This is a genomic window from Candidatus Epulonipiscium viviparus (genome assembly GCF_000171335.1).
GTDB lineage: Bacteria > Bacillota > Clostridia > Lachnospirales > Cellulosilyticaceae > Epulonipiscioides > Epulonipiscioides viviparus.
Genome location: NZ_ABEQ01000051.3, coordinates 1 through 23,156, shown reverse-complemented (window position 1 = coordinate 23,156; position 23,156 = coordinate 1). Strand labels below are relative to the sequence as shown.

Here is a 23,156-nt window from a genome sequence, read left to right as displayed (position 1 = left end):
GAGCCGGCTGTGGATACAGTAGAGAAAGAGGGGATAATTTATCCTGTTGCTACAATTACGATTAAAGGTTACGGAGACATCGTGGCAAACTTATATTATGATATAGCACCAAACACGGTAAGTAACTTTGTTGCATTAGCGGAAGCTGGATTTTATGATGGACTGATTTTTCATCGAGTGATCAAAGACTTTATGCTACAAGGCGGAGATCCAGAAGGAAACGGAACGGGCAACGCGGGATACCAAATTAAGGGTGAGTTTGCAAGCAATGGGTATAGTAACGATATAAAACATACCGAGGGAGTTTTGTCTATGGCAAGATCGATGAACCCCAATTCTGCTAGTAGTCAATTTTTTATAATGTCTGCCGATTCACCGCATTTGGATGGTGAGTATGCAGCATTTGGAAAAGTTATTTCGGGAATGGAGATTGTTGATGAGATAGAAAACGTAAAAACCAATGCAAATGACAGACCCAAAGAAGATGTGGTAATTGAGAAAATTACGATCGATAGAAAAGGAATAGATTTGCCGGCACCAGAAAAGATAGCTATTTCGTAGCAAAAAGAGAAGACCCCATATATGAGGGGTCTTTTTTTATTAGATTACTGTCATAGTATATGAAGTGGTATAGGTTTGACCAGGCTGCAGCGTAACAGCAAAAGGCTTGTCGTTAAACTCTCCAGATTCTCCATATATAGCAGGAAGTCCGCACCAAGGTTCAATACATACAAAAGGTGCTTTAATGCCTGGAGGAGTCCAAATTCCTAATGCTTCAAACCCAGTAAATGAAAGCGAAAGTCCTTTTCCAGTTGCCTCGTTAACAAGCTTAATTTCATCGGAGTTAATTTTTCTAAAAATAAAGGCGTCGTTATCGAACAAACTATGAGATAGAGGAATCCTTTTGTTATGCATTAAGTGTATAGGATTTTCAAAGCTTAAGATGCTCTTGGTATCTGTGTTATAAACTTCTGGAGTTTCTTCTTTGTTAAATACTAAAGTATAATCAGAAAAATCTCCGCCATCTAATGGGCAGTTAAAGCCAGGATGAGCACCTAAACAAAAAATCATAGGTACGGTATCAACATTTTTAACACAATATTCGGTAGTAAATCCATTGTCATTAAGAGTTTGGGTTACAGTAAGTTTATATTTGTAAGGGTAATGAGCTAATGTTTCATCAGTATAAGTGTTTTCTAGAACGATTTTGTTTTCGATTGCTTCAATCACATCATATTCAACTTTTCTAGCATGACCATGTTTTTGTATCGTATAAGGTTTGTCATCAAATTTGATAGTCTCATTGATTAAGGCCCCAACTATCGGAAACAAAACAGGCGCGCATCCAGGCCAATACTTAGGATCAGATTGCCATAAATATTCTTTTCCAGAGCTGTCTTTAAATGAACAAAGCTCGCCGCCTAGTGTTTTTACAACTGCTGTACAATTGCTATTTTTTAATATATATTCCAATTTAAAACCCTCCTTAAATGTTGTACAAAAAACATACTATCGCGTTTGGGCAAATTTGTCAAGAGCTTAGGGTTTATTTTCTATAGATCGAGCATCAGATAGCGGTTTCCTCAAGAGTAATGCGATCAAATCTGCTCTATTAAAAGGAAACAGTGGGTATAAATAACTACCCCCCACGATAGTTTTTGTTGTTGCAAGCACTGTAATATTGATAGCGACGCCAATAATGAATCCCCATAATCCGAAAATGCCGACAAGAATTAGTAAAAGAATTCTCGAAAATTTGATGCTATATCCTAGCTCGGCACTAGACTGGGTGAAGCTAGAAAGAGCAACAACAGCCATATACAATATTGCATGAGGAATGAGCCAGCCGGTTTGTATAGAATATTCTCCTAAAATTAATCCGCCAATAACAGAAAGGGACATTCCAAGTGAATTTGGTGTGTTCAGCGAAGCAATTTTAAGCGCATCGACGGCAACTTCCAAAAATAAAAATTGAACGAATAAGTCTAAGTTACTTTCTTTGGTTGGCAATATAAATGCRAGCCATTCGGGAATCCAAGACGGATTTTCAACTAGCAACACATACACTGGCGTCAAAAATAGATTCATAAATAACACGAGTACGCGTACCAACTTTAAATAATTTCCCGTCATCACCGGCAAATAGTAATCATCCATGTCTTGCATAAAATCTAGAAATCCTACGGGCAAAATCATAATAGAAGGGGTATTATCAACAATAAGTAAAATTTTTCCTTCTACAATATGCGTTGCAGCGGCATCAGGGCGCTCCGTATATTTTGCACGAGGCAGAGGATTAAGCCAATTCTTGGCAGAAAGCGCCTCCACCAAGCTCTCGTCTGCAGCGGTTAAGGCCGCTACTTGTAGATTAAGCAACTTGTTCCGAATAATTTTTAAAACTTTGGCGTCGGCTCTATTAGACATATAACCGATTACAACATCAGTTTTAGAAATAGTACCAACCTGAATTAACTCAAAAGTTAGATGTGGATCTCGAATGCGTCGGCGTATAAGGGCAGTGTTAAGAATCAGCGACTCAACAAACCCGTCCTTGGCACCGCGCAAAACTTTTTCTTGGTCGGGCTCACCAATGCGACGAGTGGGGTAGTCTCGCAAGTCAACAACGGCCGCAGAGGGGGATCCGTCAAAAAGAATAACCGTTTGCCCCGAAAGTAATGCTGTGACAATGGYGTTTAAATCAGTAACTGCAGCAGCCTCGACAGAGCTTATKGCTAGTTCCACAAGCTGTGTTGCGTTAAAGATAGAATTAACCGTTGCCTCGCCAAGAGCCAAGATGTCACGACGAATAAATTCGGTGTTAGATTCTTTAGTAAACCCATCTATAAGAAACAAGTAAAAAGTTTTGTTATAAAGATGGATCTTTTTTTGTAATAAATCGAAGCTTCTTTCGAAAGGCAAAATAGCTCTCAAAGTCTCGAGATTTTTATCAATTTTGTCGGATAATACCACTCTGTCACCTACCTAGTAAATTTATACTTCCAAACTAACTACATCTATACTACAAGAATCAGATGCTAAGCCATCGGCAGAAGCGGTCAATGTCAATCGGCCCGCATCGGAAGACTTTGCAATTGCGATGAGCTTGCCGTGAAATGCTTCGCAGTATGGCTGAGCAAAAATACGTGTGGATGTCGCGTCGCCCGCATCAGAAGCAACGTACTCGCCACCGCTCACCGAAAATACTACTCGGGTATTTGCATGTGGACATATATTTCCAGCTGCATCGAGCACATCAACTTCAAAATAAGCGAAGTCATCGCCGGTMGCAGCAATTGATGCCGTTTCTGCAGTAACTCGAAGCTTGGCAGGTGCCTCCGCGGTTTTGATCGTGGTTGAGAGCCCGTCATCTGCAACAACCRTGATTTGGCCAGGTGCAAATACAATATCAGTCCAGATTAGACGATTTGAAAGTAGCTCGTCGTTTTCATCTTTGTGTTGAATGYCATGCGAAACRCCGTTTACAAATAATTCTGCTGCATGAGCGTGAGTGTAACAATGAATATCTATCACATCGCCCTCATTCCAATTCCAGTGTGGCAGTACGTGTACAAATTTTTTGTTGGTCCAGGCAGACATATACGCATATGCTCGATCTTTTTTGAGGCCAGCAAGATCGTAGATGCCAAAGTATGAACTGCGAGAAGGCCAGTCGGAATGATACGGAGATGGTTCACCCAAATAGTCGAAGCCGGTCCAGACAAATTCTCCTAATAAATATTTGTACTTCTTCTGTACAAAAAATTCTCGCTCAGGATAATACGACCACGGCCTGCCTAGCAAATCATATGAAGATGCTTGCAAGTCGGGAGCATTTGGTGCAATGCTAGGATACTTTACTGGAAAATAATAGTGTCCGCGAGAGCTAAGTGCAGAAGCGGTTTCGCTGCCATATAGAACTGCATCTGGATAAATTTGGTGAAAGCGGTCATATTGATGCGGCTTATAATTGACACCAACGATATCAACTTCTGCAGTTAGCCCATTGATAAAAGCGGTCTCGGTGTTGTTAAACCCAGCGGTGGTGGGGCGAGTATAATCATGAGCGTGGCAAATATCATTAAAAAACTTGGCATATTTCCAGCCATAAATCAGCTTTTGCTCTAAAATTTCGTTGCCAATGGACCACATCAAAACGCTGGGGTGATTTCTGTCGCGGCAAACCATGGCCGTCATATCGGCAATTGCCTCTTGTTTGAAATGTTTGGCATAGCTATTTTTAAGTTTATGGAGCTCCCACTCATCGAATGCTTCGTCCATAGTCAGTAAACCATATTCGTCGCACATATCAAGATATTCGGGAGACGGAGGATTGTGGCTAAATCGAATAGCATTGGTGCCGATATCAATAAGTTTTTCGAGCTGGCGACGTATTGCAGAAATATTTACGGCAGCACCTATCGCGCCCAGGTCATGATGCATACAGACACCGTTTAATTTAATATATTTGTCGTTGATGAAAAGTCCTTTGTTTGCGTCATATTTTATAGTTCGGATGCCAAACTTGGTTGCAGTTGTGTCGGAGTTCTTTCCTTTTACATGTAGTTTAGCAGTAAAAGTGTAGAGATACGCATTTAACACTTCCCACAGATGATAATTATCTAATGCAATCTGTCCAGAGAACTTCGCTTTGTTGGAAATAAACTTTTGAGATGCAACAATGTTATTGCTCTGGTCGCAAATTTCAACTTCGAGAATATATTCTTCGGCGGCAATGATGTTGATGTCGAAATCTATCTCGGCACGTTTGCCTCGAACTGTTGGGCGAACGAATATGGCCTGATATGGGAAATACGCATCTCCTTTCTGAACCAATCGAACATTGCGATAGATCCCAGCGCCGGTGTACCATCTGGAGGCATGTCCCTCGGGGCGTACAGATACAGCAACAAGATTGGTGGCGCCAAAGTTGCAAGCCGATGTGGCATCAACGCAAAAAGAAGTGTAGCCATAGATGTGCCCGCCAACTTTGATGCCATTCACATAGACTGTGCTGTTAGACATGATGCCATCAAACTCGAGAAATACATTTTTGGTTGCAGCATCAACAAAGAACTCCTTGCGATACCAGGCCCAATCGGTAATAGGTAATCCGCCAGTTCTGCCAACGTGTACCATGGGTTTGTTGATGCCATCGGCCACGATTTTCTCAAATTGCTTATCGTTTTCCTCTGCAAAAGGTCCGTCAATGGCATAGTCGTGAGGCACCGCCACTGTTACAAAATCAGAATCATCAAAATCAATTTTATATGCATCATCCTGAGTACTTTTTGCAAATTTCCAAAATTTATCCATGCTTACCTCCAAAGTGTTGTTATATAGTTTTAGTGGTGTAGTCTTCGATATTCATAATTTCTGTTGCAAACGAATTATAAAAAGCTGGTTCGTGTGATACGACTAAAATGGTTCCGCGAAATGAGGCCAGAGCGCGAGACAATTCATCTTTGGCGTATTGGTCGAGATGATTGGTAGGTTCGTCGAGTACCAGCAAATTGAGTTCGTTGTGTAGAATTTTACATAAGCGTACCTTTGCATTTTCGCCTCCAGAAAGTACACGCATCAGGCTGGTGATGTGGTCGGTGGTAAGGCCGCATTTTGCAAGTTCGGAACGCACTTCGTGATTGGTCATAGATGGATACGCAGCCCACATTTCGTCTAACGCTGTTCGGTTGCTGACTACTTCTTCTTGTTCAAAATAACCCAAATCGATGTTTTCTCCCAATGCCACTTTTCCTGAAAATGGTGCAGTGATGCCAAGCAATGTTTTGAGTAGGGTAGATTTTCCTAAACCRTTTACACCGCATATGGCAATTTTTTTTCCACGCTCTATGCTAAAGTTCATCGGAGAGGTGAGAGCAGAGTCGTATCCGATCACCAAATCATGCGCTTCGATCAAAAATTTACTAGGAGCTTTTGAAAATTTAAAGTTGAATATAGGCTTTGGTTTTTCGCGAGGCTTTTCTAGCTTGTCCATTTTGTCTAATTGCTTCATGCGGCTTCGAGCCATTCCGGTAGTGGCAACGCGGGCCTTGTTTCTAGCAATAAAGTCTTCGAGCTTGTCGATCTCCTTTTGCTGTCTATCATACGCTTTTTGTGCTTGTTCTTTTTTTAGAGCATAGACACGCTGAAATTCTTCGTAATTGCCGACATACCTGGTGATGTGACTTTTTTCAACGTGATAGATAATATTACAGACATCGTTTACAAATGGAATATCGTGAGATACGAGAATAAACGCATTTTCATAGTTTTGCAAGTAGCGTTTAAGCCAGGTGATGTGATTTTCGTCGAGATAGTTGGTGGGCTCATCCAAAATTAGGATAGTCGGGTTTTGTAGCAGCAGCTTGGTAAGTAGAACCTTTGTTCGTTGCCCACCGCTAAGCTCAGCTACATTTTTATCAAGCCCGATTTCGGCAAGACCCAGCCCGGCGGCAACTTCTTCTATCTTGGAATCTAGCACATAAAAACCACTACTGTCAAGGATGTTYTGAATCTCGGCAGCGTCTTCCATAAGGCGGTCAACATCAGAAGCTTCACCCATTTTGTCGTAAAGCTCTAGCATTTCTTTTTCGAGATCGAACAACGCGTCAAAGGCACGACGTAGGTTTTCGCGAATGGTTGTGCCCTTAATAAGTGATGATTGCTGGTCTAGGTATCCTACAGTTACGCGGTTAGACCACTTGACGGTGCCGCTATCTGGCATCAAAGCTCCGGTAATAATATTTAAAAAAGTGGATTTGCCCTCGCCGTTTGCACCAACAAGAGCAACCTTTTCACCTTTTAATAATCGAAATGAAACATCTTCTAATATGGAACGTGAGCCAAATCCGTGAGTCACGTTTGATACATCTAATACRCTCATAAAAATTCTCCTTCTGAATATATGCCTAAATATATAAAAAATCCCCTCTAGATTTGAGGGGCAATACAGTATAGCATAATTTGGAATGCTTTGTAAATAGTATTACAGTATAAAAGGATCGGTTCGAACCAGGTTGATATTAGAATTGGATGCATCATCGACATTCTGATAATGTTGCCCTCCGAGGCAATAGTGCCCATCAGCAATATCACGCATTTTGTAGACTCCTGGCTCGTTAGCAAAAGTTTGGATTAGAGAATCTCCCAGAGGAGGCTTGGCAACTACCTTGTAGGTAACGGCAGAAATATCATTAGGATTCCCTCGATGCTGAACGCTATATTGCACAGAGCTAAAACAACTAGTAGACTGGCAATCTTCATTCCAACGTGCGCAAGGTTTTGGCAAAATGTAGCGTAGCATTGTATCCTTCTTTGCTTTCATATAATTGTTGATTTGGTTGTTTAGTGTAACCGCATTATATTGGCAGTCGTAGTTTTTGGTGGTTACATCCTCAAGAACCAATAGGCCGTTTTGTGTGAGATGCGTTTCGGCAAGTGAGATAATTTGCGAAAAGATATCGGTGCCATCGAGAAAGTTATATATTTCGTTGCAAAATTTAAATGTATGCATAATATCGACAGTGCTGCCGAGGTGGAGGTTTTTTAGGGATTGAGCAATAACTTTGGGATTGTTGAATGTTATTTTATAAAGATTAGAGACGAGTTTGTTATGTTGCGAATCGAGTGGGATAAAAGACTGAATATGTTCAATGAGATGCGTTTGTAGTTGCAGAGCGTTTGCATTGCCGTCTATGGAATAAATTGTAAAAGTTTTGTTAGTAAAATAATGATTGAGGACATTTAGCAGACCAAATATATCACCGCCTGTGCCAGAACCAATTGCTATAATCTTGATTTCATCTTTTTGATCAAAAGTTTGCCAGACTATCTGTTGTGCAAATAAATTATAATATATTCGGTAGGCTTCTACAAATGTACGAGGAAAGTAGGTTCCCAAATATTTGCGATTTTGATAAGCATCGTTTTCTAAGTTTGCTTTGGTTTCATCATAGTTTGTATCATAAATTGCTCCTAAAGTGGTAAAAATATAATTTTCTAACCGGGGGTTAATACTAATCATAGTAGTGTCCTTTCTTAGTGAATTTCAAAAAGTAATTAATAATATTAGTATATTAATTCAAAATTATTTATATGCTTAACTTTTAGCCTTGATATTTGATTTTTTTGATACTATAATTTTGTGTTGTAGAGGGGTGAGAAATGTGTATTATAGCAACTTAAGAGTAAATTTAATTACAGCAACTTGTGGATACGTAAGCAAGGATTGGGGAGAGGTCAACGAGCATCCTGATGTAAATAAGTTATATCTAATTCTTGAGGGCGAAGGATCGGTAACGTGCAATAAGACAGAATATTATCCAGAGGTGGGAGATATTATGTTTGTGCCAAAGGGTTCTCTAAATTCATATGCAACCAATAAAGATAAACCATACAAAAAATACTGGTGCCATTTTGATGCAGATATATTGAGTACAGACATTGCAGTGTATTTGTCGTTTCCACTTTTGGTAAAAAATGCAAATAAAAAAATATCCTACAAGCTGTTTGCAAAGCTAGTAAAGTACCATGAGAGCAAAAATCCGATAGATGCTATATACGCAAAAGCACTGCTATTAAGAATTATACATTTCTATTTTAGTGAATGCGAGTTTGTAAAAATTAATGATGTGCCAAATCAAACTGTAATGGGAAAGTTGGTAAAGTATATCGATGAAAACCTGGAGCGCAAGATTACTCTAACGGAGCTTGCTAAATTTGCGCATCTTAATGCAAATTATTTGTGTACCCTATTTTCTAGCACCTTTGGGCAAACTCCAATAGAATATATAACAAACAAAAAGATAGAGAAGGCAAAAATTTTACTGCGAACAACCACTGATACAATCGAAGAAATTTCAAATACACTGGGGTTTAGTTCGCCGTTCTATTTTAGTGCAGTTTTTAAGAAGCGTATAGGATATTCRCCATCGCAGTTTAGGCAATCGAGAATGGGTAAATAAGGAGGTATTGATATGAAAGTTTATTTAGTAAATGGTAGCGCAAAGCCACAAGGAACAACGTTTACCGCATTGACCAATGTGAAGGAGAGCTTAGAAGAAAATGGAATAGAAGCCGAGATCTATTGGATAGGTAACAAGGCGATTTCTGGATGCCTAGGTTGTAATGTATGTAGAAAATCTGGCAAATGTATTTTGAATGATTCGGTAAATGAGTTTGCACAGCTAGCCAAAGATGCGGATGGCTTTGTATTTGGATCACCGGTTCACTACGCCGCTGCGACGGGGTTTATTACTGCATTTATGGATAGGCTGTTTTATAGCGCTGGAAAAAATTTGGCATATAAGCCCGCCAGTGCGGTAACTGTCGCTAGACGTGGAGGACAATCGTCAACGTTCGATCAGCTAAACAAATATTTTACGATCAATCAGATGCCGGTGGTCAGCTCAACGTATTGGAACCAAGTATACGGGCTAAGCGGAGAACAAACACAACAAGATATAGAAGGAACACAGGTGATGCAAGTACTAGGCAACAACATGGCGTGGCTTCTAAAATGTATAGAAGCTGGAAAAAATAACGGCATTGTACCAAGAGAGTTGCCAGTTTTAGTGCATACAAATTTCGTGCGTTAAGAAAAAGCAATTACTGCCGAAGCTAATTCAGCAGTAGTTGCTTACATAATGTCCATAAAGCTTATTTGGTTTGACTCGGGGAGATCGCCAAGCATTCCAAGTTGATACATTTTATCGATAACGGTTTGATTGACTTTGGTTCGAGTTTTGAATTCGTCTCGTGATAAAAATGGACCATTCTTTGCAGCTTCGACAACCATGGCGGCAGCTTTGTCGCCCATCCCATCTATTGTTCCTAGAGAAGGCATGATCTGGCCATCTATAATTTGAAAATCTACGTCAGATGCAGTAAAAATATCGATCGGCTTAAACGAAAAACCTCTGGCATACATCTCCTGTACAATTCGCATATCCTTGAGTGTATCCTGATCCTTTGCAGTTTGCTTATCTTTGGGCATAGAGGTGATTGCCTTCATATTGGCTTCCAACTTTTCTTTGCCAAAACACATCAGTTCGTAGTTAAAGGATGATGCGCGTATGCTAAAGAATGCCGTATAGTAGGCAAGTGGATGAAATACCTTATACCAAGCAATGCGCCAGGCCATCATAACATATGCGGCAGCGTGGGCCTTTGGAAACATATACTTAATTTTCTTGCATGACCAAATATACCAATCGGGTACATCTTTTTCTAGCATAGCCTGTTCCCATTCGGGCTTTAGGCCTTTGCCTTTACGGACGCTTTCCATAATGGTGAATGCTGTTCCGGCTTCGAGCCCCATGCTTATGAGATAAGTCATRATGTCATCGCGAGTRCATATAACAGTTGAGATGGTGCCCTTGCCTTCTTCGATCAAAGTTTGTGCATTGCCGAGCCASACGTCGGTGCCATGAGATAACCCAGAAATTCGAACGAGGTCAGAAAAATTTTGCGGCTTYGCATCTAATAGCATCTGGATAACGAAATCTGTTCCAAATTCTGGAACTCCTAAGGACCCAAGTTGAATTCCAGAAATGTCTGCTGGCTGTATGCCTAATACTGCAGTGCCATGAAATAGCGCCATCACGTCTTTRTCGTCTAGCCGTATAGTTGCAGAAGAAATCCCTGTTATATCTTCTAATCGTCGAATAATTGTAGGATCATCGTGCCCCAGAATATCAAGTTTTAGTAGGTTGTGATCTATTGAGTGATACTCATAATGCGTTGTAATWATAGGAGTATTCACATCGTTGGCGGGATGTTGGACGGCACAAAATTCGTATATATCGCGATCATGGGGAACGACGATAATGCCGCCGGGGTGTTGCCCTGTTGTTCGCTTAACGCCAGTACATCCCGAAGCAATTCGTCGCATCTCGGCACGGCGCTTAGAAAGTTGTCGCTTTTCAAGATATTTGAATACATACATTAAGGCAGTTTTATCAGCAACAGTGCCTATGGTGCCAGCTCTAAATGCCTTGCCCTCTCCAAAAAGCACTTCTACATATTTATGTGCCTTCGATTGATATTCACCCGAAAAGTTGAGGTCGATATCGGGTTCTTTGTCGCCGTAGAATCCCAAAAATGTTTCGAAGGGAATGTCGTGGCCTTCTTTGTTGAGTGGTGTTTGGCATTTRGGACAATTTCGATCGGGGATGTCGCAACCCGAGGTGCCTGCGGAGTTGGTATCAAAATCTGTATAAAAGCATTGGGGGCATATATAGTGTGCAGCCAGCGGATTTACCTCTGTAATTCCAGACATTGTTGCTGCAAATGATGAGCCAACCGAACCTCGCGAGCCTACCAGATACCCGTGGTCGTTGGAGTCCCACACAAGCTTTTGCGCAATGATATACATCACGGCATAGCCATTGCTAATGATAGAGTTTAACTCGCGCTCGAGTCTAGCAGTAACGGGCTCTGGCAAGTCGGGGCCATAAATTTCATGAGCTTTGTCATAGCAAATCTTACGTAGCTCCTTGTCGGAATCGGCAATTACGGGAGGGCACTTGTCGGGCAACACGGGTGAAATTTTTTCGATCTGCGTTGCAATAGCATTGGTATTTTCTACAACGACTTCATATGCTTTTGCAGAGCCGAGGTAACTAAATTCGTCGAGCATCTCATCGGTGGTTCGAAAATATAACGGCGGTTGCAAGTCCGCATCTTTAAAACCTTTGTAGTCCATCAAAATACGTCTATAAATTTCGTCTTCGGGGTCTAAAAAATGKACATCGCAGGTTGCGACGACGCGCTTGCCACACTTTTCTCCAAGTTGAACTATCCTTTTGTTATAATCTTCCAAATCTTTTCTGGATGTTGCAGCATGCTTATCACTGCGTATCATAAACTCATTATTCATGGTGGGCTGAATTTCGAGATAATCATAAAAGTCCACGATGCTTTCGATGTTGTTGCTATCTCTTAGTAGTGCAGAAAAAACTTCTCCAGCTTCGCAGGCAGAGCCGATGATAAGTCCTTCACGATGCTGGGCTATCAAACTTTTTGGCATTCGGGGGCGCCGAGCGAAGTAGTCGAGATGCGATGCGGAAACGAGTTTGTTGAGATTTATGCGACCGATTTCATTTTTGACCAAGATGATGCCRTGATATGTKGGTAATTTTTTTATAGCTTCGGCGGAAGTGTTGCTTAGCTCGTTGAGTTGATCGAGGTTGCGGATTTCTCTTTGCGCAAGCATTTCTATAAATTTGAGAAAAATTTCGGCAGTGGCGGAGGCATCGTCRACGGCCCTATGATGGTTTTTGAGCGACACCTTAAGTTTGTTGGCAATGTTGGAGAGCTTTGCGTTGCCAAGATTTGGAAGAAGAATTCGCGCCATAGAGACAGTGTCTATATAGGTTTTGTTAAATTCGATTGCGAGGTCGCGGGTGTTGTGTAATATAAAACCCATATCAAAATCTGCGTTATGTGCAACCAATATTGCGGAGGCGCAAAACTCTACAAACTGCGGCAAGACGGCGGCGATGGTGGGCGCATCTGCGATATCGGTAGTGGTTATGCCGGTTAATTCGGTGATATGTTCTGGGATATCGGTTTCGGGATTTACAAAGGAGCTAAAAGTATCGATGATCTTGCCGTTGCGTATTTTTACTGCGCCGATTTCGATTATCTTGTTGGATGAAGAGCTAAGGCCAGTGGTTTCTAAGTCGAAGATAACAAACTCATCTTCAAAAGTTGCGGTGGCATCGCCAGAAACAATCTTCGTACAGTCATCTACAAAATAGGCTTCGACGCCATATATAATTTTGAAGGGGTCATCTTTTTCTATACAGTGGTTGGCAATCGGAAACGCTTGGAGGCAGCCATGATCGGTTATGGCAACAGCGGGCATTCCCCACTCTTTGGCACGCTTGATCATGGCCTTAATATCAACTACACTATCCATATCGCTCATCTTTGTGTGCAGATGTAATTCTACTCGTTTAACTGGCGCAGTATCGACGCGTTTTTGGCGAAAAGCATCAATCTTCTTGATTCCCCTAATCGAGGCTAAGGCAACTTCTTTGTCAAATTTGTCATAGACTGCCACGCCCTTAACTTTATAGTAATCGCCTTTTTTAAGCTCCGATAGTATATTACCCACTTCTTCATTAGCTGCAAATATTTTGAAGGTGATCGTATCCGTATAGTCAGACAAATCACAAATGATAATTGTTTTTTCGGAGCGAATTACTCGAGTTTCGATGTTTAATAGCTCGCCCTGAACTACAACTTCGCCGATCTCATCCACAACTTCATCGATAGRTATAGCAGATCCTTCGCAATTTCGGCCATAAATCATATTGGTCATATCGACCTTTACTTTTTTGCGTGACCGATATGACGACGATGAGGATTTGGCAGTAGAAGGTAGCTGGTCAGAAGGTTTAACTTTACTGCGAACAGGTGATTCGGYCCTGATGCGTTCGATTTCCTTTAATAGATTTTGTTCGCTAATGCTATAAGTAGGAGAAGCATCGATAGCGCCAAAGTTAAACGTAAAAGCTGCAGTCTTGTTAAATCGCTGAGCAAAAGTATCCTGTAGAAATAGTATTAATTTGTTAAAGGTTTGGTCGTTAAAAGCGTCGGTTGCGATATTAATAACGACAGTATCGTTTTCTACGCAAAAAGTGGACTCTCGTAGAATTAGATGAAATAAAAGATTGCAGCTCATAAGCTCCTCTAGCAAGATCGGGTGGTATTCTGCGACGAGTTTTTCTAGTGTGTATTCGCTAGGTAGATTGTAAGAATCCTCGATGCAAATATCAAAGTTAGCGTTGCTAAAAAGTTGAGATTTTATTTGTGTAATAATAGCTTGTTTGGTCGTAAAAGATAGCAAATTTGATGACATTGCTATAAAGAATATTAACTTATTTTGACTTTTGCTAAATTGAACATCTGTAACCAATGAATTTTTCATCGTATTGCGTAAGTTGGGATTGAGTGTTAAGTCGGTTAGTACATCAAAGAACTTTTTGTCAGCCATTGTAAAACTTCCTTCTATATATAGTATATAAGCAGTATTGGCAATCGCTAGTGTTTTTATAACAGGTGAGCCTTGCAAAAATTTTACTGATATGATAGTCTGCTAGAAGATAGTTCAATAACAAGTTTTGGAGGTATGTATGAAACATAATTGGAAATTCAAAAAAGGTGAAATGAACGATGCATATAGAGTAGATTTTGACGACTCAGATTTTAGAATAGTATCTGTACCACACGATTACGCGATAGAGGGACCCTTTTCTCCGGATAACGATAAACAAGGCGAAAAAGTGGAAGCCGATGGAATCCACGATAAGATTACTCATGTTGGGCGAACCGGAGCGTTGCCAATTACCGATTGGGCTTGGTATCGCAAAGAATTTTTTGTGGACAAAGATGCCAAAAATGTATTCTTAGAATTTGATGGAATCATGTGTAACAGTACGATATATGTAAATGAAACTGAAGTGGGTGGCAGAATTTATGGCTATTCATCGTTTAGTGTAGATATAACTAGTGCTTGTAAGTTTGGAGAAAACAACTTGCTGGCTATTTCGGTGCGCCCAGAAGGCAATGCGTCGCGATGGTATCCAGGAGCAGGAGTATATAGAAATGTGCGTTTGGTTCAAAAAGGCAGTGAATATTTTCCATATTTGCCATTGTTCATACGTCCGGCAGTAAAGGGAGATTGCGCAGAAGTAGCATTCGATATTAACGTGGCAACTAATGAACAAGAGTATATGCTCGATGTTGCAATATATGACCAAGAAGGTAAATTGGTAGCATCTCAAAAATATACTTCAACGAAAGCAAAGTTTTCTGGAGAATTAGAACTTGAAAATTATCATCTGTGGGAAATATTAAATTCGTATTTATATACCTTCGAAGCAAAACTATATATAAAAGGAAAAGAAGCAGATATCGCAATAACTAAATTTGGCATTAGAACAATTGACTACGGCCCAGACAAAGGCTTATATATCAACAATAAATATACAAAGCTAAACGGTGTGTGCATGCATCACGATCTGGGAGCGCTAGGAGCCGTGGTTAATATATCTGCTATCAATCGTCAAATTGAAAAGTTAATCGATATAGGAGTAAATGCGATTAGATTTAGCCACAATCCGCCATCTCCAGAATATCTAGATGCGTGTGATAGGTATGGAATTGTAACAATAGATGAAGCATTTGATGAATGGAAAATCCAAAARGTTTCAAACGGATACGGAAAGCACTTTAATCAAGAAGGTGAAAAAGATATTCGCACGATGGTAAAACGCGATCGCAATCATCCGTCTATTATAATGTGGTCGATAGGCAACGAAATATTAGAGCAACGATTGATATATGGCTGGAAGTATGCAAAATTTTTAAGCGATATTTGCCACGAAGAGGATCCAACACGACCTACGACGGCAGGATTTAATAACACAGAAGGAGCATTTACTAATGGGCTTGCAGCAGAAGTTGATATAGTTGGTGCCAATTATAAGCCGCATCAGTATGTGCGTTTTCATAACACATATCCAGATGCAGTATTATATGGTAGCGAAACATCATCTTGCCTAAGTTCTCGCGGGCACTACTATCTGCCAAAGCGCTACCCATCAATAGCAGAGCCGATGGAAGACTTGCAAATGTGCTCATACGATATGGAAGGGCCGGCTTGGGCATACTATCCAGAACGAGAAATATATGTGCAAAAGAAAAATGACTATCTGCTAGGAGAATTTGTGTGGACAGGCTTTGACTATCTGGGAGAGCCAACACCGTATCGCTTGGAGTGGCCATCGCGTAGCTCATATTTTGGAATATATGATTTGGCAGGGCTAAAAAAAGATCGTGCGTATTCATATATGTCGGCGTGGACAGATAAAGAATTTATCCATATATTGCCACATTGGAATTGGAACGAAGGAGATGTAGTAGATATCCATTGCTATACACACGCAAAAGAAGCGGAGTTGTTTGTAAACGGAGTTTCACATGGAATTAAGCATAAAGATGAAAACGATGAGCTTTTATCTAACAGGTTAATTTGGAAATATATAAAATTTGTACCAGGAGAAATTACAGTAGTTGCGCAAGATAAGACCAAAATGAGTGCAACAATAAAGACAGCTGGAGAGCCGGCTCAAATAAAAATTACACCAGAGAGAACCGAAATCAAAGCCGATGGAGAAGATCTAATATACTTCGTTTTAGAAATTTTGGATAAAGACGGCGTGCTGTGTCCAAAAGCTAATAACAGAGTGGATTTAACAGTAGATGGCGGAGAGTATGTAGCCGCTGATGCTGGAGATGCGACATCGTTAAGAATGTTTACAGAGCCATACTGTGAGGCATTTAGCGGAAAGTTGGTAGCGATAGCCAAATCGGCGGCGGCGGGAACGCTAACTCTAAAAGCAACGGCGCCAGAACTGGGTGAAGCGACGGCAAAGATACAGGTAAAATGATAAAGGTATGCGCATAAATAAGGCCGTAGCAGCGAAAGAATCTGCTATGGCGTGCATATATTAGATAAGCGAAAATATGGAAATCTTATCCTGAAGCTCTGAAAGTTCACGGGATAGACTAAGATCTAGTACTTCGTGTTGAACAAGAGGTTCATCAGATATAACGGGTGCGTTGGAGACCAATGACGGCTCTACTTTGATAGCCGTAATATCATCTATAAATATAAAAGACGTTAAAATATAGTGGTCACCCTGTTTTGATAACAAGCCGTCGCCGGGTAACGATGCGACATTTTCGAATACAGAGTTGAACCAAAATTGAATAGATTTAATCTCTGCAGGATTAACTGGCTTACCAGATCTTTGACCAATAAATTGATCAAATGGGATGGTGATGTATTTTGCTTCAGTAGTTTTCATAAAGTCGGTAAGTTCTGTTTCAAACTCTTCCTGTGCAGTTGATAGCTGAACCACAAATTTTTGGCCATACCCATCGGGTTGAATCCACATACTAAGTGCGTTGTAATTAAACTCTCCGGAGATTTTAATCTTTTTGCCAGAAACAAAGCCTGCCCATACAGTAGTTCCGCGATAATCTAGCGTATAGTTTAGTTGTCCCATAAATTGCCCTAGTCCTTCATGTTGAGGATACAAATTAAATGATGCGCTACTTCCGGCGGCAGCGGTAGAGTCGCCATATGCCAAACGAACAACTTCGTCGTAACCAAAGTAGTATTCAAAGTTTTCAAAGATATGTTGCGGAGGAGAAGGTCTTTCTTTGCCGATGCTAATAAATGAAACCTGTCCTAATAGTTTTCCGTCAGCAAGTAGTGAAATATCGGCTGTGTTGGTTGGGATAATAGAAGCGATATCGTCTTCAGAAAATGTTACGGTATATAACCCGTCCTCATTGATTGTAGCAGGAAAACTGATGATCCCAGATGCAGAATCAGAAATCATAAACTCTACTTCTGTTGCGTTTTGAGCAACACCGATGAACATTGTAGGTTTCAGTATGGTTTGCATATCGTGTGGAGCTAGCAAATATCCAGTGGGAGGGTGCGGTTCTAATGTGGCCTCAACATGATGAGTGGTATCGTAAAAATTCGTGCCTGCRGCAAAAATAATTCCGCTTGTATTGTATAAATCTATGAACTCATTAATCATTTCATGCCCGGAGGTTGCGTTATATTTAAACGGTATAAAAAAATCATCGGCAGTAAAGTTGGCCCATAAAAGGGTGTATGCCAATCCGCATTCTTGAGCGATTTTGAAAATATTAGCAAAAAAGTTTTGGTTTGCTATTGGATTATTCGTAATATCTAAGCCATTTTTGGAGCCATCTGCGCGGCGAATGCTTGCACCAGTTTCGGATAAGGCTGGGATTTTGTCTTTAATCATTGCAGCTTCAGCAAGAATTTTGCAAGACGTTTGAAGTGTATTTATATACAGAGTGTTATATTGTTCACCAGCAATTGAGTAGTCGCAGTAGTAGTTGAATGCCATAATATCGACATAGTCATCTCCAGGAAATTTTTCGAGATAATGACCGATAGAGTCGAAAGGTCCGTTTGGTGAATATACATATAGAAAATTATGTACACCATTGTCTTTTAAATAATCGACAGTGTATCTATATAAAGATTTGTAAGTATTGACAGAAAGAGCAGAGCCCCACCAAAACCAGCCGCCATTGTTTTTGGGAAACGGACGAAATAGTACGGGGATATCTCCTATGGCGGAAGCGTATTGTACGATTATATCGAGATACGTATTAAATTTATCGTTGAGCTTACCTCCGGGCAAGATGTGTGCGACAGGGTTGCCAGATAAATTTTTAGAATCTATGAAACTGGCTCCGAAATAATCATATTCGCCATCAGATATATCAAATCGCGAATCTGTAAAATTGGGTGGATAAACAGATAAAGTAATGAGAGCGCCTTCGCTAGCAGCTTTTTTGGTGACTTCAACACTCTTGGCAAACGCATCAGCAAGAGAGGTTGCCTCTATTTCGCTACCAGTTAATGTGGCGGCATCGAAACCTACAAGGCCAGCATAAGTGCCGGTAATTTCTTTAACATCAGAGCCACCAGCTGCATTGGAATATACACAGTGAGTGAGATCGTTTTGATGCCCAAACAAAGTTTGATTAGCAGCAGACAAAGACCGCAAAAATGCAGCGGCGGCCCTAGTGGTTGGGGTAGCTTGTTTGTCGGCAAGGGAAACAGAGTCAGGTAAATAYGACAAGTTTGCCTTTTCCGGGGTACCTGCTAAAGATGTTATCTGAACAGTATGATCTAATGTCATCATAAAAATTCCTCCTAAATATAGTGTAGTAAAAAATGTACTGTTACAAGCAGTAACCGTTTTGAAGTAGATGGTTAGTCATATTGTAATAATAAATAATTATAATGAATTATAGTATAAAAAATAAAATTTGTAAAGAGTATAATTTAGATGAAACAAATTGAAATTTCAGAAATCATGTCTATGAGTTTTTGTGCATATTCAAAATCATGTCCACATAATATAATATTAAGTATTTTGAATAAAATGATATCAAATTATGAAACAAGTTAAGAAGAATTGGAGGACAAAATGAATTTCAAAGAAAATTTTAAAGAGAATGTAAAAAAAGCAGAATCAAATACGGCGAAAGCTCTAGCATTTACAAATCTGAAAATGGGAAAATCTTCGGAATCAGCGGAGAATCCAACAGAAGAATCGAATACGGCGAAAGTTCCAGTATTTGGAAACTTGAAAATAGGAAAAGCTACAGAGTCAGGAGCAGCGGAGAATACAACAGCGGAATCGAATACGGCGAAAGCACCGGCATTTGCAAATCTGAAAATGGGAAAAGCTACAGAATCGGGAGCAGCGGGGAAAACTCCAGCAGAATCGAATACGGCGAAAGCACCGGCATTTGCAAATCTGAAAATAGGAAAAGCAACGGAATCGGGAGCAGCGGGGAAAACTCCAGCGGAATCGAATGCGGCGAAAGCACTGGCATTTGCAAATCTGAAAATAGGAAAAGCTACAGAATCGGGAGCAGCGGGGAAAACTCCAGCGGAATCGAATGCGGCAAAAACTTCAGCATTTGCAAATCTGAAAATAGGAAAAGCAACGGAATCGGGAGCAGCGGGGAATACAACAGCGGAATCGAATACGGCGAAAGCTCCAGCATCTGCGAATCCGAATACGGCGAAAGCACCGGCATTTGCAAATCTGAAAATGGGAAAAGCTACAGAGTCAGGAGCAGCGGGGAAAACTCCAGCAGAATCGAATACGGCGAAAGCTCCAGCATCTGCGAATCCGAATACGGCGAAAGCTCCAGCATTTGCAAATCTGAAAATGGGAAAAGCTACAGAGTCGGGAGCAGCGGGGAAAACTCCAGCAGAATCGAATACGGCGAAAGCTCCAGCATCTGCGAATCCGAATACGGCGAAAGCTCCAGTATTTGGAAATTTGAAAATGGGAAAAGCAACGGAATCGGGAGCAGCTGGGAATACAACAGCGGAATCGAATACGGCGAAAGCACCGGCATTTGCAAATCTGAAAATAGGAAAAGCAACGGAATCGGGAGCAGCTGGGAATACAACAGCGGAATCGAATGCGGCAAAAACTTCAGCATTTGCAAATCTGAAAATGGGAAAAGCTACAGAGTCAGGAGCAGCGGGGAAAACTCCAGCAGAATCGAATACGGCGAAAGCTCCAGCATCTGCGAATCCGAATACGGCGAAAGCACCGGCATTTGCAAATCTGAAAATGGGAAAAACTACAGAATCGGGAGCAGCTGGGAATACAACAGCGGAATCGAATGCGGCGAAAGCACCAGCATTTGCAAATCTGAAAATGGGAAAAGCTACAGAATCGGGAGCAGCGGGGAAAACTCCAGCAGAATCGAATRCGGCGAAAGCACTGGCATTTGCAAATCTGAAAATGGGAAAAGCTACAGAGTCGGGAGCAGCGGGGAAAACTCCAGCGGAATCGAATACGGCGAAAGCTCCAGCATCTGCGAATCCGAATACGGCGAAAGTTCCAGTATTTGGAAATTTGAAAATGGGAAAAGCTACAGAATCGGGAGCAGCTGGGAATACAACAGCGGAATCGAATGCGGCGAAAGCACCAGCATTTGCAAATCTGAAAATGGGAAAAGCTACAGAATCGGGAGCAGCGGGGAAAACTCCAGCAGAATCGAATACGGCGAAAGCTCCAGCATCTGCGAATCCGAATACGGCGAAAGCTCCAGCATTTGCAAATCTGAAAATGGGAAAAGCTACAGAGTCAGGAGCAGCAGGGAAAACTCCAGCGGAATCGAATGCGGCGAAAGCTCCAGCATCTGCGAATCCGAATACGGCGAAAGCACCGGCATTTGCAAATCTGAAAATAGGAAAAGCTACAGAATCGGGAGCAGCTGGGAATACAACAGCGGAATCGAATGCGGCGAAAGCACCAGCATTTGCAAATCTGAAAATGGGAAAAGCTACAGAATCGGGAGCAGCGGGGAATACAACAGCAGAATCGAATGCGGCAAAAACTTCAGCATTTGCAAATCTGAAAATAGGAAAAGCAACGGAATCGGGAGCAGCGGGGAATACAACAGCGGAATCGAATACGGCGAAAGCTCCAGCATCTGCGAATCCGAATACGGCGAAAGCACCGGCATTTGCAAATCTGAAAATAGGAAAAGCTACAGAATCGGGAGCAGCGGGGAAAACTCCAGCGGAATCGAATGCGGCAAAAGCACCGGCATTTGCAAATCTGAAAATAGGAAAAGCAACGGAATCGGGAGCAGCGGGGAATACAACAGCGGAATCGAATACGGCGAAAGCTCCAGCATCTGCGAATCCGAATACGGCGAAAGCTCCAGCATTTGCAAATCTGAAAATAGGAAAAGCTACAGAATCGGGAGCAGCGGGGAAAACTCCAGCGGAATCGAATGCGGCGAAAGCTTTAGCATTTGCAAATCTGAAAATAGGAAAAGCAACGGAATCGGGAGCAGCTGGGAATACAACAGCGGAATCGAATGCGGCAAAAACTTCAGCATTTGCAAATCTGAAAATGGGAAAAGCTACAGAGTCAGGAGCAGCGGGGAAAACTCCAGCAGAATCGAATACGGCGAAAGCTCCAGCATTTGCAAATCTGAAAATAGGAAAAGCAACGGAATCGGGAGCAGCGGGGAAAACTCCAGCAGAATCGAATACGGCGAAAGCACCAGCATTTGGAAATCCGAAAATGGGAAAAGCTACAGAGTCAGGAGCAACGGGGAAAACTCCAGCGGAATCGAATGCGGCGAAAACTTCAGCATTTGCAAATCTGAAAATAGGAAAAGCAACGGAATCGGGAGCGACAAGTAAAAAAGCAAAGGCTGGAAAGTCTGCAAAAGATAAAAAGATAAGCTTCGCAAATCTAAAGGGAGTAAAAAAAATGAAGACAACGAAGCTAGCTCTAAAAGCGAAGACAACGAAGTTAGCTCTAAAAGCGAAGGCTCAAAAACAGAAGGAAGCTAGGAAAAAATTTATAAAAAATTTCAAAAAAAAGTTGGCAACGAGAAAAGCAAAAAAAGTGATAATATCAATAATAATAGYTGGTATTACGAATTTTGTTATATTTTTTGCAGAAGGTATGGCCGATGAAGCGGTGAGCGGCATAAAGGGGTACTTTGCAGGAGATGAGGAAGTTGCAGAAGATGAAGAGGCTGAAGAAGATGAAGAGGATGAAGAAGATGAGGACGAATCTAAAAAAAAGAGTATGAAAGCTGATGATCTAATRAAAGAGGCGCTAAAAAGGAAGTAGGAAAAAATTGTAAAAGGAGGCAGTGTAATGAAATTATTGAGTAGAATGCTAATGTCTACTTTGGTGATAGCTATTGTGGCGGCAGCTTCTATGTATGTATCAGATGGCGAAAACGCGGTGGGTAGRGAGACTATTAGAAGAGATACATATGTACTGAGTGGGCTTCAAGTAGATATTACTGGAGCTGCAGAAGTGGCAGAAAATGGAAATGAGACTGAAGGTGAGAATGGATTTGCAGATGTGATAAGTAAGTGGTATGACGATATCGTAAATGTAGTAAAAGGGTTTCAAGAAGATATCGCCGAAGATGAGCAGATAGCAAGCGAGGATAATGGCGAGCTTCAAACGAATGTCTCAGGTGCAATGGAGGATCTGTATAACCAGGCAAAAGAGKTGTATGACAATATCGTAAATGCAGTAAAAAAAATGTATGACGATATCGCAAATGTAGTAAAAGGGTTTCAAGAAGATGTCGTTGCAGATGAGCAGGTAGCAAGCGAGGATAATRGCGAGCTTCAAAGRAATGTCTCAGGTGCAATGGAGGATCTGTATAACAAGGYAAAAGAGTTGTATGACAATATCGTAAATGTAGTAAAAGGGTCTCAAGAAGATGTCGTCGCAGATGAGCAGATAGCAAGCGAGGATAATGGCGAGCTTCAAACGAATGTCGCAGGTGCAATGGAGGATCTGTATAACCAGGCAAAAGAGTTGTATGACAATATCGTAAATGTAGTAAAAGGGTCTCAAGAAGATGTCGTTGCAGATGAGCAGATAGCAAGCGAGGATAATGGCGAGCTTCAAACGAATGTCTCAGGTGCAATGGAGGATCTGTATAACCAGGTAAAAGGGTGGTATGACGATATCGTAAATGCAGTAAAAGGGTTTCAAGAAGATAGCGAG

13 protein-coding genes are annotated in these 23,156 nt (G+C 41.2%); 6 read left to right on the top strand and 7 right to left on the bottom strand.

Going from position 1 to position 23,156, the window contains the following annotated elements:
- Positions 1-9: 9 nt before the first annotated feature.
- Positions 10-561: a peptidylprolyl isomerase gene (locus EPU_RS08140; protein ID WP_052296492.1), complete on the top strand. Its 552-nt coding sequence runs from the start codon at positions 10-12 to the stop codon at positions 559-561.
- A 39-nt stretch (positions 562-600) separates the two neighbouring features.
- On the opposite strand, the gene EPU_RS08135 is transcribed toward EPU_RS08140, so the two are convergent.
- The 5 genes from EPU_RS08135 to EPU_RS08115 all read right to left on the bottom strand — a co-directional run bounded on the left by EPU_RS08135 (position 601) and on the right by EPU_RS08115 (position 8,020).
- Complete coding sequence (locus EPU_RS08135; protein WP_010168296.1) at positions 601-1,473, bottom strand: aldose 1-epimerase family protein; 873 nt, start codon at positions 1,471-1,473, stop codon at positions 601-603.
- A 66-nt stretch (positions 1,474-1,539) separates the two neighbouring features.
- Positions 1,540-2,970: a spore germination protein gene (locus tag EPU_RS08130; RefSeq protein ID WP_010168295.1), complete on the bottom strand. Its 1,431-nt coding sequence runs from the start codon at positions 2,968-2,970 to the stop codon at positions 1,540-1,542.
- 21 nt (positions 2,971-2,991) lie between these two features.
- Entirely contained in the window at positions 2,992-5,313 is a 2,322-nt protein-coding gene (locus tag EPU_RS12000) for a glycoside hydrolase family 2 TIM barrel-domain containing protein (RefSeq protein ID WP_010168294.1), read from the bottom strand.
- 19 nt (positions 5,314-5,332) lie between these two features.
- Positions 5,333-6,880 (bottom strand): ABC-F family ATP-binding cassette domain-containing protein, encoded by a 1,548-nt coding sequence (locus EPU_RS08120; RefSeq protein ID WP_029488245.1) that lies wholly within the window; start codon positions 6,878-6,880, stop codon positions 5,333-5,335.
- 102 nt (positions 6,881-6,982) lie between these two features.
- A complete protein-coding gene (locus EPU_RS08115; protein ID WP_010168292.1) occupies positions 6,983-8,020 on the bottom strand; it encodes a hypothetical protein in 1,038 nt (345 codons plus the stop codon).
- 142 nt (positions 8,021-8,162) lie between these two features.
- Between EPU_RS08115 and EPU_RS08110 the strand changes: the two genes are divergently transcribed.
- Together EPU_RS08110 and EPU_RS08105 are read left to right on the top strand one after the other, a co-directional pair.
- Positions 8,163-8,960, top strand: a complete 798-nt coding sequence (locus EPU_RS08110) for an AraC family transcriptional regulator (RefSeq protein WP_010168291.1) — start codon at positions 8,163-8,165, stop codon at positions 8,958-8,960.
- A 12-nt stretch (positions 8,961-8,972) separates the two neighbouring features.
- On the top strand, positions 8,973-9,593 hold the full coding sequence (locus EPU_RS08105) for a flavodoxin family protein (RefSeq protein ID WP_010168290.1): 621 nt from the start codon (positions 8,973-8,975) through the stop codon (positions 9,591-9,593).
- 41 nt (positions 9,594-9,634) lie between these two features.
- Here EPU_RS08105 and EPU_RS08100 read toward each other — a convergent pair whose 3' ends face one another.
- Positions 9,635-13,999 carry a PolC-type DNA polymerase III gene (locus EPU_RS08100; protein ID WP_029488244.1) on the bottom strand — a complete coding sequence of 1,455 codons (4,365 nt, stop codon included), beginning with the start codon at positions 13,997-13,999 and terminating at the stop codon, positions 9,635-9,637.
- Between the two features lie 139 nt (positions 14,000-14,138).
- Between EPU_RS08100 and EPU_RS11995 the strand changes: the two genes are divergently transcribed.
- Positions 14,139-16,457, top strand: coding sequence for a glycoside hydrolase family 2 TIM barrel-domain containing protein (locus tag EPU_RS11995; RefSeq protein ID WP_044149873.1), 2,319 nt, complete (start codon positions 14,139-14,141; stop codon positions 16,455-16,457).
- A gap of 60 nt (positions 16,458-16,517) precedes the next feature.
- Here the strand turns inward: EPU_RS11995 and EPU_RS11990 are convergent, their stop codons facing one another.
- Positions 16,518-18,770 (bottom strand): CIA30 family protein, encoded by a 2,253-nt coding sequence (locus tag EPU_RS11990; protein WP_010168287.1) that lies wholly within the window; start codon positions 18,768-18,770, stop codon positions 16,518-16,520.
- Positions 18,771-19,058: 288 nt separating this feature from the next.
- Here EPU_RS11990 and EPU_RS08085 point away from each other — a divergent pair, with 288 nt between their 5' ends.
- Both EPU_RS08085 and EPU_RS11985 read left to right on the top strand, forming a co-directional pair.
- Positions 19,059-22,256, top strand: coding sequence for a hypothetical protein (locus EPU_RS08085; protein WP_010168286.1), 3,198 nt, complete (start codon positions 19,059-19,061; stop codon positions 22,254-22,256).
- A gap of 27 nt (positions 22,257-22,283) precedes the next feature.
- Positions 22,284-23,156 (top strand): hypothetical protein (locus EPU_RS11985; RefSeq protein ID WP_044149871.1); only part of this gene is annotated, 873 nt, incomplete at its 3' end.

Excerpts from the sequence above, each read along its gene's own strand:
- EPU_RS08115 (WP_010168292.1), bottom strand. The coding sequence starts at position 8,020 with ATGATTAGTATTAACCCCCGGTTAGAAAATTATATTTTTACCACTTTA.
- EPU_RS08105 (WP_010168290.1), top strand. The coding sequence starts at position 8,973 with ATGAAAGTTTATTTAGTAAATGGTAGCGCAAAGCCACAAGGAACAACG.